Origin of the sequence: Polynucleobacter cosmopolitanus, assembly GCF_002224225.1 — a bacterium.
GTDB lineage: Bacteria > Pseudomonadota > Gammaproteobacteria > Burkholderiales > Burkholderiaceae > Polynucleobacter > Polynucleobacter cosmopolitanus.
In genome coordinates this window covers 43,538-63,424 of the sequence record NZ_NJGG01000002.1, presented here as the reverse complement: position 1 = coordinate 63,424, position 19,887 = coordinate 43,538, and the positions used below count along the sequence as shown (strand labels likewise).

General features: G+C 45.5%; 20 protein-coding genes. 15 read left to right on the top strand and 5 right to left on the bottom strand.

Annotation, left to right across the window (positions count from 1 at the left end; genetic code table 11):
- Positions 1-96 precede the first annotated feature (96 nt).
- Entirely contained in the window at positions 97-1,059 is a 963-nt protein-coding gene (locus tag AOC33_RS05760; RefSeq protein WP_089516433.1) for a sodium-dependent bicarbonate transport family permease, read from the top strand.
- Positions 1,060-1,077: 18 nt separating this feature from the next.
- Here AOC33_RS05760 and AOC33_RS05755 read toward each other — a convergent pair whose 3' ends face one another.
- The gene (locus tag AOC33_RS05755) at positions 1,078-1,536 is read right to left on the bottom strand and encodes a RidA family protein (protein ID WP_089515715.1); all 459 of its coding nucleotides are present in this window, start codon (positions 1,534-1,536) and stop codon (positions 1,078-1,080) included.
- Positions 1,537-1,760: 224 nt separating this feature from the next.
- Between AOC33_RS05755 and AOC33_RS05750 the strand changes: the two genes are divergently transcribed.
- The gene (locus tag AOC33_RS05750) at positions 1,761-2,111 is read left to right on the top strand and encodes a c-type cytochrome (protein ID WP_089515713.1); all 351 of its coding nucleotides are present in this window, start codon (positions 1,761-1,763) and stop codon (positions 2,109-2,111) included.
- Positions 2,112-2,126: 15 nt separating this feature from the next.
- Complete coding sequence (locus AOC33_RS05745; RefSeq protein ID WP_089515711.1) at positions 2,127-2,477, top strand: c-type cytochrome; 351 nt, start codon at positions 2,127-2,129, stop codon at positions 2,475-2,477.
- A 115-nt stretch (positions 2,478-2,592) separates the two neighbouring features.
- On the opposite strand, the gene AOC33_RS05740 is transcribed toward AOC33_RS05745, so the two are convergent.
- Positions 2,593-3,237: a GntR family transcriptional regulator gene (locus AOC33_RS05740; RefSeq protein WP_089515709.1), complete on the bottom strand. Its 645-nt coding sequence runs from the start codon at positions 3,235-3,237 to the stop codon at positions 2,593-2,595.
- Positions 3,238-3,330: 93 nt separating this feature from the next.
- Here AOC33_RS05740 and scpA point away from each other — a divergent pair, with 93 nt between their 5' ends.
- The 5 genes from scpA (at position 3,331) to AOC33_RS05715 (ending at position 10,653) form a co-directional block, all read left to right on the top strand.
- Entirely contained in the window at positions 3,331-5,499 is a 2,169-nt protein-coding gene (scpA, locus tag AOC33_RS05735) for a methylmalonyl-CoA mutase (protein WP_089515707.1), read from the top strand.
- Between the two features lie 120 nt (positions 5,500-5,619).
- Positions 5,620-6,561 carry a methylmalonyl Co-A mutase-associated GTPase MeaB gene (gene meaB, locus AOC33_RS05730; protein ID WP_089516432.1) on the top strand — a complete coding sequence of 314 codons (942 nt, stop codon included), beginning with the start codon at positions 5,620-5,622 and terminating at the stop codon, positions 6,559-6,561.
- Positions 6,562-6,635: 74 nt separating this feature from the next.
- On the top strand, positions 6,636-8,168 hold the full coding sequence (locus tag AOC33_RS05725) for an acyl-CoA carboxylase subunit beta (protein ID WP_089515705.1): 1,533 nt from the start codon (positions 6,636-6,638) through the stop codon (positions 8,166-8,168).
- A gap of 17 nt (positions 8,169-8,185) precedes the next feature.
- Positions 8,186-10,183, top strand: a complete 1,998-nt coding sequence (gene accC, locus AOC33_RS05720) for an acetyl-CoA carboxylase biotin carboxylase subunit (protein WP_089515703.1) — start codon at positions 8,186-8,188, stop codon at positions 10,181-10,183.
- An 8-nt stretch (positions 10,184-10,191) separates the two neighbouring features.
- Positions 10,192-10,653, top strand: a complete 462-nt coding sequence (locus tag AOC33_RS05715; protein ID WP_089515701.1) for a VOC family protein — start codon at positions 10,192-10,194, stop codon at positions 10,651-10,653.
- A 117-nt stretch (positions 10,654-10,770) separates the two neighbouring features.
- On the opposite strand, the gene AOC33_RS09115 is transcribed toward AOC33_RS05715, so the two are convergent.
- A complete protein-coding gene (locus AOC33_RS09115) occupies positions 10,771-10,941 on the bottom strand; it encodes a hypothetical protein (protein WP_180738109.1) in 171 nt (56 codons plus the stop codon).
- A gap of 195 nt (positions 10,942-11,136) precedes the next feature.
- Between AOC33_RS09115 and aceB the strand changes: the two genes are divergently transcribed.
- The 4 genes from aceB to AOC33_RS05695 are packed head-to-tail and all read left to right on the top strand — an operon-like array spanning position 11,137 to position 14,537.
- The gene (aceB, locus tag AOC33_RS05710) at positions 11,137-12,714 is read left to right on the top strand and encodes a malate synthase A (protein WP_089515700.1); all 1,578 of its coding nucleotides are present in this window, start codon (positions 11,137-11,139) and stop codon (positions 12,712-12,714) included.
- Positions 12,715-13,470 carry a tRNA (adenosine(37)-N6)-threonylcarbamoyltransferase complex dimerization subunit type 1 TsaB gene (tsaB, locus tag AOC33_RS05705; RefSeq protein ID WP_089515698.1) on the top strand — a complete coding sequence of 252 codons (756 nt, stop codon included), beginning with the start codon at positions 12,715-12,717 and terminating at the stop codon, positions 13,468-13,470. It begins immediately after the preceding gene.
- 17 nt (positions 13,471-13,487) lie between these two features.
- Positions 13,488-13,970 carry a ribosomal protein S18-alanine N-acetyltransferase gene (rimI, locus tag AOC33_RS05700; RefSeq protein WP_089515696.1) on the top strand — a complete coding sequence of 161 codons (483 nt, stop codon included), beginning with the start codon at positions 13,488-13,490 and terminating at the stop codon, positions 13,968-13,970.
- 27 nt (positions 13,971-13,997) lie between these two features.
- Complete coding sequence (locus AOC33_RS05695; protein ID WP_089515694.1) at positions 13,998-14,537, top strand: uracil-DNA glycosylase family protein; 540 nt, start codon at positions 13,998-14,000, stop codon at positions 14,535-14,537.
- A gap of 29 nt (positions 14,538-14,566) precedes the next feature.
- Here AOC33_RS05695 and lplT read toward each other — a convergent pair whose 3' ends face one another.
- Positions 14,567-15,907: a lysophospholipid transporter LplT gene (gene lplT, locus AOC33_RS05690; RefSeq protein WP_089515693.1), complete on the bottom strand. Its 1,341-nt coding sequence runs from the start codon at positions 15,905-15,907 to the stop codon at positions 14,567-14,569.
- A gap of 50 nt (positions 15,908-15,957) precedes the next feature.
- Between lplT and alr the strand changes: the two genes are divergently transcribed.
- Complete coding sequence (alr, locus tag AOC33_RS05685) at positions 15,958-17,061, top strand: alanine racemase (protein ID WP_089516431.1); 1,104 nt, start codon at positions 15,958-15,960, stop codon at positions 17,059-17,061.
- Between the two features lie 33 nt (positions 17,062-17,094).
- On the opposite strand, the gene AOC33_RS05680 is transcribed toward alr, so the two are convergent.
- A complete protein-coding gene (locus AOC33_RS05680) occupies positions 17,095-17,973 on the bottom strand; it encodes an outer membrane protein assembly factor BamD (RefSeq protein ID WP_089515690.1) in 879 nt (292 codons plus the stop codon).
- On the opposite strand from AOC33_RS05680, the gene AOC33_RS05675 reads away from it, so the two are divergent.
- Both AOC33_RS05675 and pgeF read left to right on the top strand, forming a co-directional pair.
- Positions 17,967-18,992: an RluA family pseudouridine synthase gene (locus AOC33_RS05675; protein ID WP_089515688.1), complete on the top strand. Its 1,026-nt coding sequence runs from the start codon at positions 17,967-17,969 to the stop codon at positions 18,990-18,992. The genes AOC33_RS05680 and AOC33_RS05675 overlap by 7 nt on opposite strands.
- A 29-nt stretch (positions 18,993-19,021) precedes the next feature.
- Entirely contained in the window at positions 19,022-19,786 is a 765-nt protein-coding gene (gene pgeF, locus AOC33_RS05670; protein WP_089515686.1) for a peptidoglycan editing factor PgeF, read from the top strand.
- Positions 19,787-19,887: the final 101 nt, after the last annotated feature.

Sequence of the window (19,887 nt, the reverse complement as noted above, 5' to 3'; positions counted from 1 at the left end):
TCAATGTGGTCATAGACTTTTATCTATGTATTTATATCATAAATACGATTTTACTTTATGTATGAGTATTTTTATCATGGCGCCAAAGGAAAAATCATGACCAATCTTCTTGACCCATCCATTCTGTTTTTCATCTTCGGCATCTTTGCAGGATTGGTGCGCTCTAATTTAGAGATTCCTCAGCAAATATCACGTTTCTTGTCCCTTTATTTACTGATGGCCTTGGGATTGAAGGGCGGTTTTGCCCTCAATAAATCAGGCTTTACCCCAGAAATTGCGATCAGTCTTGGCTTGGCCATTGCACTTGCAATTGCAGTGCCCTTGGTTGGATATAACTTACTTAAGCAAAAGTTAGATAAATTAGATGCGGCAGCGATCGCTGCTGCCTACGGTTCTGTGAGTGCGGTGACTTTCATCACAGCGACTCAAGTACTCGATCAAAATGGCATTGCCTACGGTGGTCACATGGCTGCTGCGATGGCCTTGATGGAGTCACCAGCGATCATCATTGCGATTGTGCTCGCCAACAGAATTCGACTGCAGCGCTCTGGTGATAAAACAGGGCACACGCCGATTGGGAAAATTCTTCATGAATCATTCACAGATGGTGGCCAGCTATTACTTTTAGGATCTTTGATGGTTGGCATCATTTCTGGTGAGGCTGGACTCAAAGTCATGGCGCCATTCTCAATCGACTTGTTCAAAGGACTGTTGGCATTTTTCTTGCTCGACATGGGCTTGGTTGCTGCCAGAAGTATTGGCGAGCTGAAAGGTAAGCCGCCCATCACCTTTTTGTATGGCTTCATCGCGCCACCGGTTCACGCAATGGCAGCCTTGGCTTTGTGTTTGATGTTTGGCGTGGCTTTGGGCGATACAGTCTTGTTGATGATTCTCGCAGCGAGTGCCTCATACATTGCTGTGCCAGCGGTCTTGCGTCACGCGATGCCCGAAGTTAATCCCGCGTTGTACATGGGTACCTCATTGGGCATCACATTCCCCTTAAACATCATCGTGGGGATACCGGTTTATATTTGGCTGGCCAGTTACTTTGTGAAGTAAAAAATTAAGTGATCAGGTTTACTCAACTTCAGCAATCAATTCAATTTCAACGCAAGCGCCCAAAGGAATCTGTGCCACACCAAAGGCGCTGCGTGCATGTTTGCCAGCTTCACCAAAAACTTCAAACAATAATTCAGAGCAACCATTCGTCACCAAATGATGCTCTGTGTATGTTTCTGTAGAGTTGACCAAGCTCATCACTTTAACGATGCGCTTCACACGATCCAAATTGCCAAGATGAGCTTGCATGGTGGCCATCAAATCAATCGCAATGCTGCGTGCAGCCAATTTGCCTTCTTCAGTGTTCATGGTCAAACCCAATTTACCCACCAAAGGCTTACCATCTTTTTTAGCGATGTGACCAGATAAAAATAGGGTGTTGCCAGTTTGAGCTGACATCACATAAGCGGCCGCTGGAGCACCAGCAGTCGGTAACTCAATTTGAAGTTCTTTTAAGCGTTGTGCGATTGTCGACATCAAGGTTCTCCTAAATAATGCGTCATTGTATTGCGATGCCAAGACCATGACTTAGTAAAACTAATATTTCATGAAGTTTGTAGTTGATTTAAAGTATTTTGAGCTTTTTAGCAGGTTTTGTTGGGAAAAAACTCTAAAAATTCTAATTTCTGAACCCATTTTTCCCTCTCATCCGCTATACTCGCATCGAAGAATTTTTTGATCTAACTCAATATTTGGTCACTATGAAAAAACTACTATTTGTTGCTGTTGCCGCCATGACTTTGGCCGGTACTGTGAATGCCCAAGGTGTTAAGGGCGATGTTAAAGCTGCTGAATCAAAAGTGGCGATGTGTATTGGTTGCCATGCAATTCCTGGCTACCGCTCAAGTTTCCCTGAGATTTACACCGTGCCTATGATTGGTGGTCAGAACGCTGAGTACATCGTGGCTGCTTTGCAAGCTTACAAAAAAGGTGAGCGTAAGCACCCAACCATGCGTGGTATTGCTGGTTCACTAACAGATCAAGACATGGCTGACCTAGCGGTTTACTACTCTGCTCAGACATCAGCAACAACCATCAATAAATTGAAATAAGCGGGAGAAGTCGACATGAAACATATTTTGATTGCTATCGCAACGGCCTCTATCGCAATGACTGCAGTAACTGCCCAAGCGGCTGACCTTAAAAAAGGTCAAGAGCTTTTGGTCAAAGGTAACTGTGCAGCTTGTCACGGTGAAGGCATGAACAAACCAGTCGTTGCTGAGTACCCTAAGTTGGCTGGTCAGCACGCCGATTATCTTTATGCTGCTTTGAAAGCCTACAAGGTTACTAACAATCCAAACATTGGTCGTAGCAATGCGATCATGGCTGGCCAAGTGGCTCAGTTCTCAGACAGAGATCTAAAAGACATGGCTGCTTACATCGCTAGCTTGCCTGGTAATTTGGTGGTTAAGAAGTAAGAAAACTGCTGACCTAATCAGCTCAAACAAAAAAGCCGCTTTAAGCGGCTTTTTTTATGGATAAAAAACTAACTAAGTAAAACTAACTAAGTAAAACTCACCAACAGAAACAATTTCACTTGGCTGCTAGCTGACCCTGTAAGAAATGCTCTTTCATCAACTTTTCTGATAAATCAGGATCTCTGGCCAAAAGGGCGGAGAGTATCTTGCGGTGCTCTAACAATGAGCTTTCCATCCTGCCGCGTTTACTTAAAGAATCTCTGCGTTGCAGTTTCAGAACTTTTTTAAGGTCATCGATCGTGCGTTTCATCCATGGATTACTCGAGATTTCTTGAATTTTCTCGTGAAAAGACTGATTAATCACGAAAAACTCATCTAAATCTCGGTCGGCAGCGGCTCTTTCTAGTTTTAAGTGTATTGAGTCGAGGTCTTCTAGCTGGCGTTCAGTTGCCTTGGTGGCTGCTTCACGGCAAGCTTGACCTTCGAGAAGGGCGAGAATCGTGAAAATTTGGTTTAAATCAGACTTGCTGACCTCAGTCACGTAGGCGCCGCGGCGCATTTTCATTGTTATCAAGCCTTCGGCGGCCAAAACCTTGATAGCTTCACGCATAGGTGTGCGGCTGATGCCATATTCAGCTGCAATCGCTTGTTCATCGATCCAGGCTCCTGGGGCATATTCGTGCGAGAAAATACTATTTCTTAACCTTTCGGCTACTTCCTCGTATAATGGCCTAGGCGCTAATGATATTTTTGTATTCATAATTATGAATACATTTAATCATTTTTGTCAGGTATATGTCAAGCCCAAGAGATTCAATATTGTTAATTTATTAAATATATCGGTGGAGAAATAATGAGTAAAACCACAAAGAGCCCATGGCCCGAGTTTTCTAACCCAAGTCTTGAAGCCTGGGAAAAGTCTGCTGCCAAATCTGCTCCCAATGGCAATGTTGATGCTTTAGGCTGGGATACTCCCGATGACATTAAATTAAAGGCGCTTTACACAGCAGCTGATACCGAAGGTTTGCCCTTTGCTAACACCTTGCCTGGATTTGAGCCATTTGTGCGCGGTCCTCAGGCAACGATGTACTCCGTTCGTCCTTGGACGATTCGCCAATATGCTGGTTTCTCAACCGCAGAAGAATCCAATGCGTTTTATCGCAAAGCTTTGGCTGCAGGTGGTCAAGGTGTTTCAGTTGCTTTTGACTTGGCCACTCATCGTGGCTACGACTCTGACCATCCTCGTGTGACCGGCGATGTAGGTAAAGCGGGTGTGGCGATTGATTCAGTAGAAGACATGAAGATTTTGTTCAATCAAATCCCATTGGACAAAGTATCTGTATCAATGACCATGAACGGTGCCGTATTACCAATTTTGGCTGGCTATGTGGTTGCAGCTGAAGAGCAAGGCGTGAGTCAGGATCAGTTATCAGGAACTATTCAAAATGATATTTTGAAAGAGTTCATGGTGCGTAATACTTACATCTACCCACCAGAGCCATCGATGCGCATCATTGGCGACATCATTGAGTACACCTCTCAAAAGATGCCCAAGTTCAATTCAATTTCTATTTCTGGTTATCACATTCAAGAAGCGGGTGCGAACCAAGCCTTGGAATTGGCTTTCACCATCGCTGATGGTAAAGAGTACGTAAAAACTGCCTTGAGCAAAGGTTTGGATGTGGATGGCTTTGCTGGTCGTCTATCTTTCTTCTTTGCCATTGGTATGAACTTCTATCTAGAAGTCGCTAAATTAAGAGCTGCTCGCTTGTTGTGGTGGCGTGTGATGAAGGAATTCAATCCAAAGAATCCTAAGTCATTGATGTTGAGAACGCATTGCCAAACTTCAGGCTGGTCACTCACAGAGCAAGATCCCTACAACAACGTTGTTAGAACCACGATTGAAGCGATGGCAGCTGTATTCGGTGGCACACAGTCATTGCACACCAATTCATTTGATGAAGCGATTGCTTTGCCAACGGAGTTCTCATCACGCATTGCGCGTAATACCCAGTTGATCATTCAAGAAGAAACTCACATCACCAATGTGATCGATCCTTGGGCTGGTTCTTACATGATGGAAAAGCTCACGCAAGACATGGCTGATAAAGCATGGGACATCATTCAAGAAGTTGAAGGCATGGGTGGCATGACCAAAGCGGTTGAAAGTGGTTGGGCCAAACTCAAAATTGAAGCCGCCGCTGCTGAAAAGCAAGCTTGTATCGATTCTGGCAAAGATGTGATTGTTGGCGTTAACAAATACAAGCTCGGCAAAGAAGATCCAATTGATATCTTGGATATTGATAACAACAAGGTTCGTGATTCACAAATTGCTCGTTTAAAAGATGTCAGAGCAAAGCGTGACAGTCAAAAAGTTCAGGCAGCCTTGGATGCGCTGACAGCCGCAGCAGAAAACAACACTGGTAACTTATTGGCTCTTGCAATCGATGCCATTCGTTTGCGCGCAACAGTGGGTGAGGTTTCTGATGCATTGGAAAAAGTTTACGGGCGCCATCGCGCCGATACTCAAAAGGTGACTGGTGTGTATGCAGCTGCTTATGACTCAGCAGAAGGCTGGGAAAAATTAAAAACAGAAATCGCTGAATTTGCTAAAGATCAAGGCCGTCACCCACGTGTGATGATTGCCAAATTAGGTCAAGACGGTCACGACCGCGGTGCGAAAGTGGTGGCCACAGCTTTTGCAGATTTAGGCTTTGACGTTGATATGGGGCCTTTGTTCCAAACGCCAGAAGAGTGTGCGCGCCAAGCCATCGAGAACGATGTGCATGCGGTGGGTATTTCTACTTTGGCTGCAGGTCATAAAACCTTGGTACCGGCCATCATTCAGGAACTTAAAAAGCAGGGCGCTGATGACATCATCGTCTTTGTGGGTGGTGTGATTCCACGTCAAGATTATGAGTTCTTGTACGAAGCTGGCGTGAAAGGCATCTATGGGCCTGGTACACCAATTCCAGCATCAGCCAAGGATGTTCTAGAGCAAATTCGTTTGGCTCAAAAATAAGCCAATCATTGATCAGCGAATAAATAGCTAACAAAGACCCGCGTGCAAACAGAAGATCAAATACTCGTTGATGCCATCTGTGGTGCTGATGCCAAACCTGGATCGGCCCAGCGCCGAGCCATGGCGAAAGCCATCACCTTGTTGGAGTCAACCAGGCCTGATCATCGTTTAAGAGCAGATGAAGTGCTCAATGCGATTCTGCCTAAGAGTGGACAATCTTTCAGATTAGGTATTTCTGGTGTTCCGGGTGTTGGTAAATCTACTTTCATTGAAGCCTTGGGCTTGTATCTGATCAGTAAAGGTCATCGTGTGGCTGTTTTAGCAATTGACCCATCGTCCACAGTTTCTGGTGGTTCGATTCTGGGTGACAAAACCCGCATGGAGTTTTTATCGGTCAATGAAAAAGCATTCATCAGACCCACACCTTCATCAGGCAATCTTGGTGGAGTCGCGGAAAAAACACGTGAAGCCATGTTGGTCGCTGAAGCGGCCGGTCATGACGTAGTGATTGTTGAAACGGTCGGTGTTGGTCAAAGTGAAACAGCTGTTGCCAATATGACAGACATGTTTGTTCTGTTGCAATTGCCTAATGCAGGCGATGATCTTCAAGCCATCAAAAAAGGCGTGATGGAGTTAGCTGATTTGGTGGTCATCAATAAAGTTGATTTAGACCCAGATGCTGCCACTAGGGCGCAAGTGCAAATCATGGGCTCATTGCGCTTATTCAGCATGCACGGCAACCCTGAGCACGCTCACCATGATGAAACACTTTGGCATCCAAAAGTGATTCGCATGAGCGCTTTGAAGTCTGAAGGTATCACTGAGTTTTGGGACACGGTCAACATATTCAAAGACATTCAGACAAAGCATGGTCACTTGGCATTGAGAAGAAAGCAACAGGCCCAAGCATGGATGTGGGAACGCATCGAAGCAGGCTTAAGACAAAACTTCAAAGCCAATGCACAAGTACAAAAGCTATTGCCTGAATTAAGTGAAGCGGTGAACCAGGGAACCATGGCAGCCTCAGTGGCCGCCAGACGATTATTGGATTTAATGAAGTAAAGATCAAGAAGTAAAAGTTAATAAGTAATGAGTAAAAGTTAATTTAAAGATTGAGAAACAAGGGAGAGCATTTTATGCATGACATCATCAAACAACTAGAAGCCAAGCGTGAACAGGCTCGCCTGGGCGGCGGTCAAAAGCGCATCAATGCCCAACATGGCAAAGGCAAATTAACAGCTCGTGAGCGCATTGAGTTGTTATTAGACGATGGCTCATTTGAAGAATGGGACATGTTCGTTGAACACCGCTGCACAGACTTTGGCATGGCCAATGAATCTGTGCCTGGTGATGGTGTGGTGACTGGCTACGGCATGATCAATGGTCGTCTGACCTTTGTGTACTCACAAGACTTCACTGTGTTCGGTGGTTCATTGTCTGAAGCTCATGCTGAGAAGATTTGTAAGGTCATGGATCAAGCCATGAAGGTCGGCGCTCCAGTGATTGGTTTGAATGACTCGGGCGGTGCACGTATTCAGGAGGGTGTGGCATCTTTGGGTGGTTATGCTGAGATTTTTCAGCGCAACGTGTCTGCTTCAGGTGTGATTCCACAAATTTCTTTGATCATGGGGCCTAGCGCTGGTGGTGCTGTGTATTCACCAGCATTGACCGACTTCATTTTCATGGTCAAAGATAGTTCATACATGTTTGTGACGGGTCCAGAAGTTGTCAAGACCGTGACTCATGAGGAAGTGACAGCAGAAGAGTTGGGCGGTGCCATGACTCACTCTACCAAATCAGGTGTGTGTGATCGCGCCTTTGAAAACGATGTTGAAGCGATTTTGATGTTGCGTCGCTTCTTTAACTATCTGCCTTTATCAAATAAAGAGAAGCCACCTGTGCGCAAGGGGGCTGATACAGCAGAGCGCTTGGATTATTCGCTAGATACTTTGGTGCCTGATAACGCCAATAAGCCTTACGACATGCATGAGTTGATCACAAAAACTGTTGATGATGGTGATTTCTTTGAAATTCAACCTGACTATGCGAAAAATATCATCATTGGTTTTGCACGCATCGAAGGTCAAACAGTCGGTATCGTTGCCAACCAGCCATTGGTCTTGGCTGGTTGCTTGGACATCAAATCATCGATCAAGGCGGCACGTTTCGTGCGTTTCTGTGATGCTTTTAATATCCCAGTGGTTACTTTTGTAGATGTGCCAGGATTTATGCCAGGCACTTCACAAGAATACGGCGGCATCATCAAGCACGGCGCCAAGTTGTTGTACGCATATGCAGAATGCACAGTACCAAAGATCACAGTGATCACACGCAAAGCCTACGGTGGTGCGTATGACGTGATGGCTTCAAAACACCTCAGAGGTGATGTGAATTTTGCTTGGCCTTCAGCTGAAATTGCGGTGATGGGCCCTAAGGGCGCTGTGGAAATTATTTTCCGTGAAGAAAAAGGTGATCCTACCAAGTTAGCCGAGCGCGAGGCAGAGTACAAAGCCAAGTTTGCCAATCCATTTGTGGCTGGTCGTCGTGGTTACATTGACGATGTGATCATGCCTCATGAAACTCGTAAACGTGTTGCTAGATCTTTGGCCATGCTCAAAGACAAGGATATTGAAAATCCTTGGCGCAAACACGGCAACATCCCTCTTTAATCGATTAGGACAAGAACATGTTTAAGAAGATTCTGATTGCTAACCGTGGTGAAATTGCTTGCCGCGTGATTAAAACTGCTCGCAAGATGGGCATTAAAACTGTGGCTGTTTATTCTGAAGCCGACCGTGATGCGCGTCACGTAGAGCTTGCTGATGAAGCAGTGTGTATTGGCCCAGCTCCTTCACGTGAATCCTATTTGGTGATGGATAACATCATCAAGGCGTGTAAAGACACGGGTGCTGAAGCGGTTCACCCTGGTTATGGTTTCTTATCTGAGAACGAGGCATTTGCTAAGCGCTTGGAAGAAGAGGGCATCACTTTCATCGGGCCTAAGCATTATTCGATTGCTGCGATGGGTGACAAGATCGCTTCTAAAAAATTAGCCAACGAAGCCAAGGTCAATACGATTCCTGGTTACAACGACGCGATTGATACGCCTGAATCTGCGGTAGAGATTGCCAAAGGCATTGGCTACCCAGTGATGATCAAAGCATCAGCAGGTGGCGGCGGTAAAGGTTTGCGCGTTGCATTTAACGATAAAGAAGCTTTTGAAGGTTTCTCAGCTTGTAAGAATGAAGCTCGTAACAGCTTTGGTGATGATCGTGTGTTCATCGAGAAATTTGTTGAAGAGCCGCGCCACATTGAAATTCAGGTGTTGGGTGATGGTCATGGCAATGCTGTTTACTTGTGGGAGCGTGAGTGCTCGATTCAGCGTCGTCACCAAAAAGTGATCGAAGAAGCGCCATCACCATTCATCAGTGATGAAACTCGCAAAGCGATGGGTGACCAAGCGGTGGCTTTGGCCAAAGCTGTGAAATATCAATCTGCTGGTACGGTTGAGTTTGTGGTTGGCAAGGACCAGTCTTTCTACTTCTTGGAAATGAACACTCGTTTACAAGTAGAGCACCCTGTGACTGAATCGATCACAGGACTAGACCTTGTTGAGCAGATGATCCGAGTAGCCGCTGGAGAAAAATTATCGTTTGGTCAAAAAGATATTCAGCGCAATGGTTGGTCCATGGAGTGCCGCATCAATGCGGACGACCCATACCGCAACTTCTTGCCATCAACTGGTCGTTTGGTTAGATACCAGCCGCCTGAAGAGGTGAATGGCGTGCGTGTGGACACTGGTGTCTATGAAGGCGGTGAGATTCCGATGTACTACGATTCAATGATTGCTAAATTGATCGTGCACGGTAAAGATCGTTTGGATGCAATCACTAAGATGCGTGCTGCTTTGAATGAGTTCGTGATTCGTGGCATTCATTCTAATATTCCATTCCAAGCTGCTTTGATGCAGCACCCACGTTTCATCTCTGGGGACTTCAACACTGGTTTTATTGCCGAACAATTCCCTCATGGATTTAGAGCGTCCGATGTCAAAGCGGAAGATCCAAAATTAATGGATGCATTGGCAACAGCTGTTCATCGCCGTTACTTGGATCGTGCGGCTGGTATTTATGGTCAGCTTGAAGGTCACGAGGTCAAAATCCCAACAGAATTCGTGGTGGCAGCTGGTGAAGCTGGCAAGATGAATTACGTGCCAACATCGATTGATGAAACAGCTCGTGGTTATGAAGTCACAGTCGATGGTTCAGTTTATAAAATTGATTCAGACTGGAATCCTGGTCAGATCATTTACAAAGCATCTGTGAATGGACGTGAGATCGCGCTTCAGGTTGAGCGCATGGGCACCTTCTATCGCTTGCAATTCGATGGCGTGAGAGTCGACAGCATGGTGTTAACACCACAGGCTGCTGAAATGCAAAAGCTGATGCCTTTCAAAGAACCGCCCGATATGTCGAAGTTCTTGTTGTCTCCGATGCCTGGCTTATTGGTTGATGTCGCTGTTACTGTCGGTCAAAAAGTAGAAGCGGGTCAGCGCTTAGCTGCGATTGAAGCGATGAAGATGGAAAACGTCTTGGTCGCAACGCAGGATGGCGTGGTTGCTGCTGTGATGGCTGCCAAAGGTGAGAGTCTTGCCGTTGATCAAGAAATTCTGAGATTCGAGTGAGCCAGCAGATGACTAAACCATTCAAAATTTTGGGCATTCAACAAGTGGCCATTGGTGGACCAGACAAAACCAAACTTCAAAAGCTTTGGGTTGACATGTTTGGTCTAGAAGTGACTGGTACATTTAAATCAGAACGCGAAAACGTTGATGAAGACATTTGTGCCATGGGTAAGGGTGTTCATAAGGTGGAAGTGGATTTGATGCAACCGATCGATCCAGAAAAGAAACCCGCTGTGCACACAACCCCACTCAATCACATTGGTTTATGGGTTGATAACTTGCCGGTCGCGGTTGAATGGTTGACAACCAATGGTGTGAGATTTGCACCTGGTGGGATTCGAAAAGGGGCTGCAGGGTATGACATCACTTTTTTACACCCTAAAGGGAATGAAGAGTTCCCAATTGGGGGCGAGGGTGTTTTGATTGAATTGGTTCAAGCGCCACCTGAAGTGATTCAAGCGCTGAGCTAAACGAGTCCAAACTACCATCGAGAAAGTACCGCTAATAAAAAACCGCCCAATCAGGCGGTTTTTTATTGAATGCTTCTAATTTTTTGTCTATTTATTCAGTTATTTTTATAAATTTGATCATGCGTACGCTTGCATATAGCTCAAACCCTTGCGCCATTCTGCAAAAGCGGCCAGCTTGGGCGGTAGCTCTTTGATCTTACCAATCAAGAGTAAGCCCTTGTTTTTATTCAATTCTTTGCACAAAACTAGAAATTCATCATCAGATAAATGGTTAAAACCGTATCTCACAGAAGGCTCCTATAAAAGTGTCCTTACGCCATTAACGCGTGAGTTTTAAGTTTGGTTGACCTTGAATGAATAAATTCATGAAATAGTCAAAAGGCGTTTTGGGACAATTTTCATCGCAAAAGGCATAATGTTGTTTTTGCAAGAAAAAGCAACACGTACTTATAACCATAACTATTTGTTTTTCAGGAGTTTTTCATGTCTAACTTGCCTCAAGGCATGGCGATCAGCGCCGATGTTTCCCCAGAATTTGCAACTATTTTGACCCCAGAGGCTTTGGCTTTGGTGGCCAAACTTCACCGTACTTTTGAGCCACGTCGTAAAGAACTCCTCAAGGCACGTGTTGAGCGCACCAAGCGTTTGGACGCTGGTGAAAAACCTGATTTTTTGCCTGAAACAAAACACATCCGTGAAGGTGATTGGAAAGTAGCTGCAATTCCAGCAGCATTACAGTGCCGTCGCGTTGAGATCACTGGCCCAGTTGAAGCCAAAATGGTGATCAATGCCTTTAACTCAGGCGCAGACTCATATATGACTGACTTTGAAGATTCAAACAGCCCAAGCTGGACGAATCAAATTCAGGGTCAAATCAACATGAAAAAGGCGATTCGTCGCGAACTAAGCCTTGAGCAAAACGGCAAAAGCTACAAGTTAAATGACAAGATTGCCACATTGCAAGTTCGCCCACGTGGTTGGCACTTGGATGAGAAGCACGTGACGGTTGATGGTCAACGCGTATCTGGCGGTATCTTTGACTTCGCTTTGTTCTTCTTCCACAACGCTAAAGAACAGTTGGCACGTGGCGCAGGCCCTTATTTCTACTTGCCAAAAATGGAAAGCCATTTAGAAGCACGTTTGTGGAATGACATTTTCTGCATGACTCAAGACGAATTAGGTTTCCCACGTGGCACGATCAAAGCCACTGTGTTGATTGAAACCATTTTGGCCGCATTCGAAATGGATGAAATTCTTTATGAGTTGCGTGAGCACAGCGCCGGCTTGAATGCTGGTCGTTGGGATTACATCTTCTCTTGCATCAAGAAATTCAAAGTAGACAAAAACTTCTGCTTGGCTGATCGCGCAAAAGTGACCATGACTGCTCCATTCATGCGTGCTTATGCTCTATTGCTATTGAAGACATGTCATAAGCGTGGCGCACCAGCGATGGGCGGTATGAGCGCGTTGATTCCAATCAAGAACGATCCAGAGAAGAATGCGATTGCTATGCAAGGCATCATCAATGACAAAAAGCGTGATGCAACTGATGGTTACGATGGTGGTTGGGTAGCTCACCCAGGTCTTGTTGAAGCTTCTATGGCTGAGTTCAAGGCAGTATTGGGCGACCGTCCAAACCAATTTGACAAGCAAAAACCTGAAGTGAATGTAACAGCTGCTGACTTGTTGGACTTCCAACCAGAAACCCCGATCACTGAAGCTGGTTTGCGCATGAACATCAACGTGGGTATTCATTACCTAGGTGCTTGGTTGGCTGGTAACGGTTGCGTACCAATTCACAACTTGATGGAAGATGCTGCTACTGCAGAGATCAGCCGTTCACAAGTATGGCAGTGGATCCGTTCACCAAAAGGTGTTTTGGATGACGGCAAAAAAGTCACAGTTGAATTAGTTCGTCAATTGATCGCTGAAGAATTGCCAAAAGTTAAAGCAAGCGGTGCAACAGGTCACTGGGATCGCGCTGCTGAGATTTTTGACGTGATGAGCACTGGCGAGAAGTTCGAAGAATTCTTGACATTGCCTTTGTACGAGGAAATCTAATTGACGATTCTGGCCATCGACACCTCGACACAGTGGTGTTCAGTGGCCTTGGTCAACCCACAAGGGGGCTCGGGTCAACCGCAGTCCCCTTTGTCATCTGGGGACCTTGTGCGCCATGAAAATCTCGGCCCTGAATCAAGTCAACATGCTTTGGATTGGGTGGAGGCTCTTTTAGAAGAAGCGCAACTTAATTTCAGGGATCTAACTGGTATTGCAGTTGGTATTGGTCCTGGAGCATTCACGGGTATCAGGATTGGTGTGGGCATTGGGCAGGGGATGGCCTTTGCTGCTGATCTACCTTGCTTGCCGATCGTTTGTTTGGATGCGGTTGCACTAGAAGGCATTTATCAACTCAAACTCAAAGAAAATGATCACCTGATCGTAGCCACTGATGCACGCATGAGTGAAGTCTATTGGGCTCGTTATGTGGTGCAAGCAAATGGTTTGCCAGAGCGCCAGGATGATGTGTATCTATCTGCACCCAAAGACATTGATATTCCAACCACACCATTTGCTTTGGTGGGTAATGCTGTCACTGCCTATCCAGAGGACATGTTGGTGATCAGTCAAAAAGCCATGGCCATCGATGAAACAGCTGTGCCTCATGCAAGGTCGATTGCTCAATTAGGCTTGGATGCTTTAGAAAAAGGTCTGCAAGTCAGCGCTGCTGAATTGCAACCGATCTATGTGCGTGACAAGGTGGCTCAAACGATAGCTGAGCGCGAGCTCGAAAAATCCAATCAAGAGAAATCTTAAGGGCATCGAATCTAGTCATGGATCTGCGTCTTTTACCGATGGCCTTGCGTGACTTGACTGAAGTCATGGAGATCGAGCAACAAAGTCATGTGTCACCTTGGACCTTGGGTAACTTCACAGACTCTCTTGAGGCAGGCTATTGGGCTTATTGTTTGCGCCAACTGTCGGTAGACGATGAAAAGCCAGATCCATTATTGGGTTATTGCGTCTTATTACCTGCTTTAGATGAGTTACAACTCCTGAATATCACAGTTCATCCATCTTATAAAAGACAAGGTCTGGCCAAAAAAATCATGAAGGTCATCGAAGACGCTGCACAATCAAAGTCATTCCAAGATATTTTCTTGGAAGTCAGAGTCAGTAATACCCCAGCAATTGCCTTGTATGAAAGTTTTGCATATCAAGAAATTGGCATCAGAAAGGATTACTATTCTTTAAAAGATGGTGGTCGTGAAAATGCCAAAGTCATGAAAAAAGTATTGAACGCACCATCCAACTGATCGATTACAGAAAGAACTATCAAGCCAATGAGTCAAGCTGATTATTTAAATGAGATGGGCATCAGTACCTGGGTGCTAAGGAATAAGGGCGAGGATGGTGGCGAGTCAAATTCTGTAGAAGCCAACCAAGATGGCCAGCAAGAAATGAAGCAAGTGGATCAGCAAGCTACTCGAGCCGATAGCTATCAAGAGCCTCAACTGAGTAATCAAGAGATTGTTTGGACCTTTGTGGTGGATCAGTTATCTGGTGATGCCGCTTTGTTGTTTGACAAAATCTTGGCCTCATTGATGTTGAGCAGAAACACTATTCAATTACTCAGCAGCGCAGAAGCTTTAGCTGGCAAAGTGACCGGCCAAGTGGTGATGGCCATGGGTTCACAAATGGGCCGACAGTTATTGCAAATGGACGATAGCTTTGAGGAGTTAAGAGGTGCTGTGCATTCTTTAGAGCAGGCAGAAGATGAGTTGCCAGTGGTTTTAACCTATCACCCAGAGCACTTATTAAAGAAGCCAAGTGACAAAGCAAAGACTTGGCAAGATTTACTCTTGGCGCGCTCTTTGATTTAAAGAATTAAAGGCTTAAGCCTTATCTAGCATTAATGAGGTCTTGCTGCAGTCTTAGGATGCTTGTGCTCGCCAATCAGATGAAGTGAATCGTATTCAGCTTGATTGCGTTTGTGCCAACGAATGATCTGAATCATCACCAAACACACAAAACTACCAAATGCAATAATCACAATAGAAACTGGCACATCCAACCAAATCAGTAGGGCGTACAAACAAAGCATGCCCAAGACGGAGAGATTTTCATTGAAGTTCTGAACGGCAATCGAGTGTCCGGCAGATAATAAAACGTGACCACGGTGCTGTAACAGGGCGTTCATTGGCACCACGAAGTAACCAGCCAACCAACCAATCGTCGCTAAAAAAACATAAGCAATTAACAGATACAGTGGAATTTGGAACAAGCCCAAATCAATCGCCACGTCTGGTAACAAGTCACGGTTGTAAATCGCCATGACCATCACCAAAGCACCCATCATCACACCGTAAATCAAAACGCTCAGAGATTTTTTCAAAGGAATGCGTGAAGCTGCCCAAATGGAACCGCCCGCAACGCCAAATGCCACGACTGCTTGCAAGATTGCGCCCTGTGACAAGCTCATGCCTAAAGCAGATTCAGCCCATTTGAGAACGATGAACTGTAATGTTGCACCAGCACCCCAGAAGAGTGTTGTGACAGATAAAGAGATTTGACCCAAACGATCTTTCCACAGCGTATTGAAGCAATGCTGGAAGTCTTTGATCAAACGGAGTGGATTTTTTCCTTGCTGAGGGTATCTTGCGCCCGTATCCGGGATTCTTAAATTAAACCCGGCTGCAATCAAATAAATGAAGGCAATCACACAAATAGCAGCTTCTGGAGGAGTATCAATACCAGTTTCAAAAAATGGCAGGTCAAGTCCTAATAAAGCCAATGAGAGCTTATTAGAAATCAATGCACCACCCAAGACCGTGCCCAAAATGATTGAGCCCACGGTCAAACCTTCAATCCAGCCATTGGCCACGACCAGTTTTTCAGGCGGAAGTAATTCAGTCAAAATACCGTATTTAGCAGGTGAGTAAGCTGCCGCACCAAAACCCACAATCGCATAAGCTGCCAAAGGGTGTAGAGTGAAGAGCATGGCGATGCAGCCAACAATTTTGATGCTGTTGGTCCAAAACATCACATTCCCCTTGGGGCGTGAGTCAGCAAAGGCGCCAACAAAGGCAGCAAGTAAAACGTAGGATAAAACGAAGAAAAGTTTTAGGAGCGGAGTCATCCAGGCTGGGGCCTGGAGTTGGTATAACAGCGCAATGGCAGCAATTAAGAGCGCATTGTCGGCGAGCGACGAAAAAAATTGCGCCGCCATAATTGTGTAAAAACCTGGTTTCATTCGTACAATTCAGTTATGAAATGCCATTAAAACACGAAAGTGAGTTTTTTCTGTCAAGACCGATATATGCCCATATTCACACTGATGCCTTAAGTCATAACCTTGAGCGCATCAGACAACTCGTGCCCGGCTCCAAAGTTTGGTCAGTGGTCAAAGCCAACGCTTATGGCCACGGGTTAGAAGCAGCTCTTAAGGGCTTATCTCTCACCGATGGGTTTGCTTTATTGGATTTAGCTGAAGCCAAAACTCTGAGAGAAAAAGGTTGGACGGGTCCGATTTTGTTGCTAGAAGGCCTGTTTTCCCAAGAAGACATCTTTATGGTCACCGACTTGCAATGTGATTGTGTGGTTCATGACTTCAATCAAATTGATTGGCTAGAGGCCTTCAGTGAGGCTCGTTCATCCAACAGACTGCCTAATATTTATCTAAAAATGAACACCGGTATGAACCGTTTGGGTTTTACCCCAGCTCAATACCGAGAGGCTTATCACCGTTTGCATTCAGCTGGTTATGAGTTGACCCACATGACCCATTTTGCGAATGCTGATTACATTGATAGAACTCCAAGCGTTGATCAGCAAGCGGAGTTATTCAATCAAAGCAGAGAAGGTTTAGCAGGTGGCACTTCTTTATCTAACTCGGCAGCTATTTTATGGCACCACCATGTCATTTATTCTGATTGGGTGAGGCCTGGCATCATGCTTTACGGAGCCTCCCCATCGGGTCGCTATGAGGATATACAAGAAGCTCAACTACAGCCCGCGATGTCATTACATTCTGAAGTTATAGGGATTCAACATCTTGAGGGAGGGCAGTCGATTGGTTATGGCTCAAGATATCGCACCGATGTACCAATTCGAATTGCGATCATTGCTTGTGGTTATGCCGATGGTTACCCAAGACATGCGCCGGATGGCACACCGGTATGGGTGGCTGGTGCTGATGGCTTAAGCAGTGGCAAGGTTTGTTTGATGACAGGACAAGTATCGATGGACATGATCACAGTGGATGTGACAGACATGCCTCATGTGCAAGTAGGTAGCAAAGTTGAGCTCTGGGGCAAGCATTTGCCCATTGATAAAGTGGCTCAGGCGGCCGGCACAATCGGGTATGAGCTCTTGTGCGCGGTTGCTCCAAGGGTTCGACGTCAGTAGTCAGTGATGATTGCGAACCCTAAGAGTTAATGATTAATACTTGCGCCAGATTTGCCACCAAGATGGCTTGATCTCATCTGCGCCAGTTCTTTTGCCAGTGACTAAGATTTGACTCTGAGGAAAGTTCAACTTTAAAACGCGCAAAGTATCGTTGCTCAAATCTTTCATGTTCAGTGCTTCATAAGATTTATACAAAATATACAGAGCTTCTTCTGTTGCTGGAGCGCGGTCGTAATCTGTGATGGCGCGTTGTGCACGATTGATCGCTGCCAGGTAAGCGCCTCGACGGAAATAGTAGCGAGCAGTGTTCACATCGCTATCTGCCAATGAGTTCACGATATAACGCATGCGATCTAAAGCATCAGGCGTGTACTTGCTCTCTGGGAAACGAGTCGTCAATATTTTGAACGCTTCAAATGCATCGCGTGCTGCGCGTGGATCACGTTCACTCAAATCTTGACCAGTGAGTTTGCCCAAAAAGCCCATGTTGTCGTTAAAAGTGATCAAACCTTTCAAGTAATAGGCATAGTCAACACTTGGGTGACCTGGATGTAATTGTAAGAAGCGATCAACTGCTGTAATAGCTTGTGCTAATTCACCATCTTTCCAATGACAATAAGCCACGTTGATTTGTGATTGCTGGGCATAAGGACCAAATGGATAGCGAGCTTCAAGTTTTTCAAAATACTTGACACATTTGGCGTTATCGCCACCATCCATGGCATCTTTGGCTTCAACATAGAGTTTATTTTGTGACCAACCAGCGGTCTCATCATTCACATCGCCAGCACAGCCAGTTAAAAGGGCAGAAGAGCCCAAGATACAAATGCTGGCAATGGAAGTCGCAAGTCTTTGACCAATGCGACTTAAACTAGCGTTATTAATACATGGAAAGGCATCCAATTTTGGCATTACCAGATTCTCCTGAGAACAATTCTTCTGATTATATCGATGAGGAAGACTTTATTGCAGTTGTTGTGCCAGATAGTTTGGCAGGAGAGCGCTTAGATAAGGTTTTGGCCCAATTAATACCTCAACATTCTCGAAATCGCTTGCAAACTTGGATTGAGGATGGATTTGTCACAATTGGTGGTGAAACACTCAAAATTCGATATTCAGCCAAGGCTGGTGATCAAATCACGGTGATTCCACAGGCCAGTGCTGAAGAACAAGCCTACTTGCCTGAGGATCTGCCTTTGGACATCATCTATGAAGACTCTGAACTCTTGGTGATTCATAAGCCGGCAGGCATGGTGGTTCATCCTGCGGCTGGTAATTGGTCAGGCACCTTATTGAATGCCTTGCTCTATCGCTACCCATCGATTGCTGGTGTGCCAAGGGCAGGGATTGTTCATCGTCTAGACAAAGATACCTCTGGATTATTGATGGTCGCCAAGACCTTGGAGGCTCAAACAGATCTGGTCAGGCAATTACAGTCTCGCCAAGTGATTCGTCGCTACTTGGCTTTTGCTTGGGGTGAAGTCAGATCCCAAACCGTTCATGCCTCGATTGGTCGCGACCCCCGAGATCGTCTCAAAATGGCCTTGCTCACTGGTTCAGCCAGCAAGCCAGCTGTGACTCATGTCAGAAACTTGAACACACAAGAATTTGGTAAAACCAAAGTATCTTTGGTGATGTGTCGCTTAGAAACAGGCAGAACTCACCAAATCAGAGTGCATTTGGAGTCTTTGGGCAATCCTTTGGTGGGAGATCCAGTTTATAAAAAGAAATCACCAGCTGATGCTGCTCAGTTAGCCTTCTCAAGACCAGGACAAGCTTTGCATGCAACGGTCCTGGGGATCAAGCATCCAATGACCGAAGAGGATATTTTGTGGCAAGCGCCTATACCGGCAGATATGCATGATTTGGGAATACGATTGGGCATGACGGAAAAAGACTTGCACCTCATATGGGATGAGTTGGACGACTAATCATAATCAAGACACCATCACAACATTCAATGACATCATCCATTCAACTCCTTCATTGGGGGGCGCCAAAACAAATCAAAACCATGATCACGAATCGTCATGGAGGGTTTAGTCAAGCTCCGTTTGATAGTTTGAATCTTGGTTTGCATGTGGGTGATGATCCAGTGGTGGTCCAAAAAAACCGTGAAGCATTAAAAGCAGTCTTGCCCCATGAGCCTGTTTGGTTAAATCAAATTCATGGCACTCAGGTGGTCGATGCTGATGAGCATGTGATTGGGGTGCTGAATGCTGATGCCTCAGTCACCACAACACCCGGACAGGTACTGGCAATCATGACGGCGGATTGTTTACCTGTTTTATTAGCCAGTAAGGATGGCAAAGTTGTCGGGGCAGCTCATGCTGGATGGCGAGGTTTGGCTGCTGGTGTGATTGAGCAAACAGTTGCTTTGATGCGAGCCAAGCAAAGTCATCAAGATAAAACTCAAAGCGAAATCCTTGCCTACTTAGGGCCTGCCATTGGTCCGCATGCTTTTGAGGTGGGCAGTGAAGTACGAGAGATCTTCTTAGCGCAAAACCCAGTAAGCGCAGCTTGCTTTGAACAATTACAAGAAAAGGGTAAATATCTGGCTGATATCTATGGATTGGCCTGTCTGCGTTTAAATGCCCTGGGTATTGATTTCATTGAGGGTGGCTCTGAGTGCACCGTACAAAATCCGGATTTTTTCTCCTACCGTCGTGATCAACAAACTGGCCGAATGGGCAGTTTCATCTGGATAGAAGCAACCTCAAGTTAAACAGCAGCAAATCAACGTCCCCCCATCAAGTAAGCTTGAGCGAAGTTTCAGATAGGGTTAATTCTTATAACGATTTCCTTCATAAACCATCAAAATAGGGC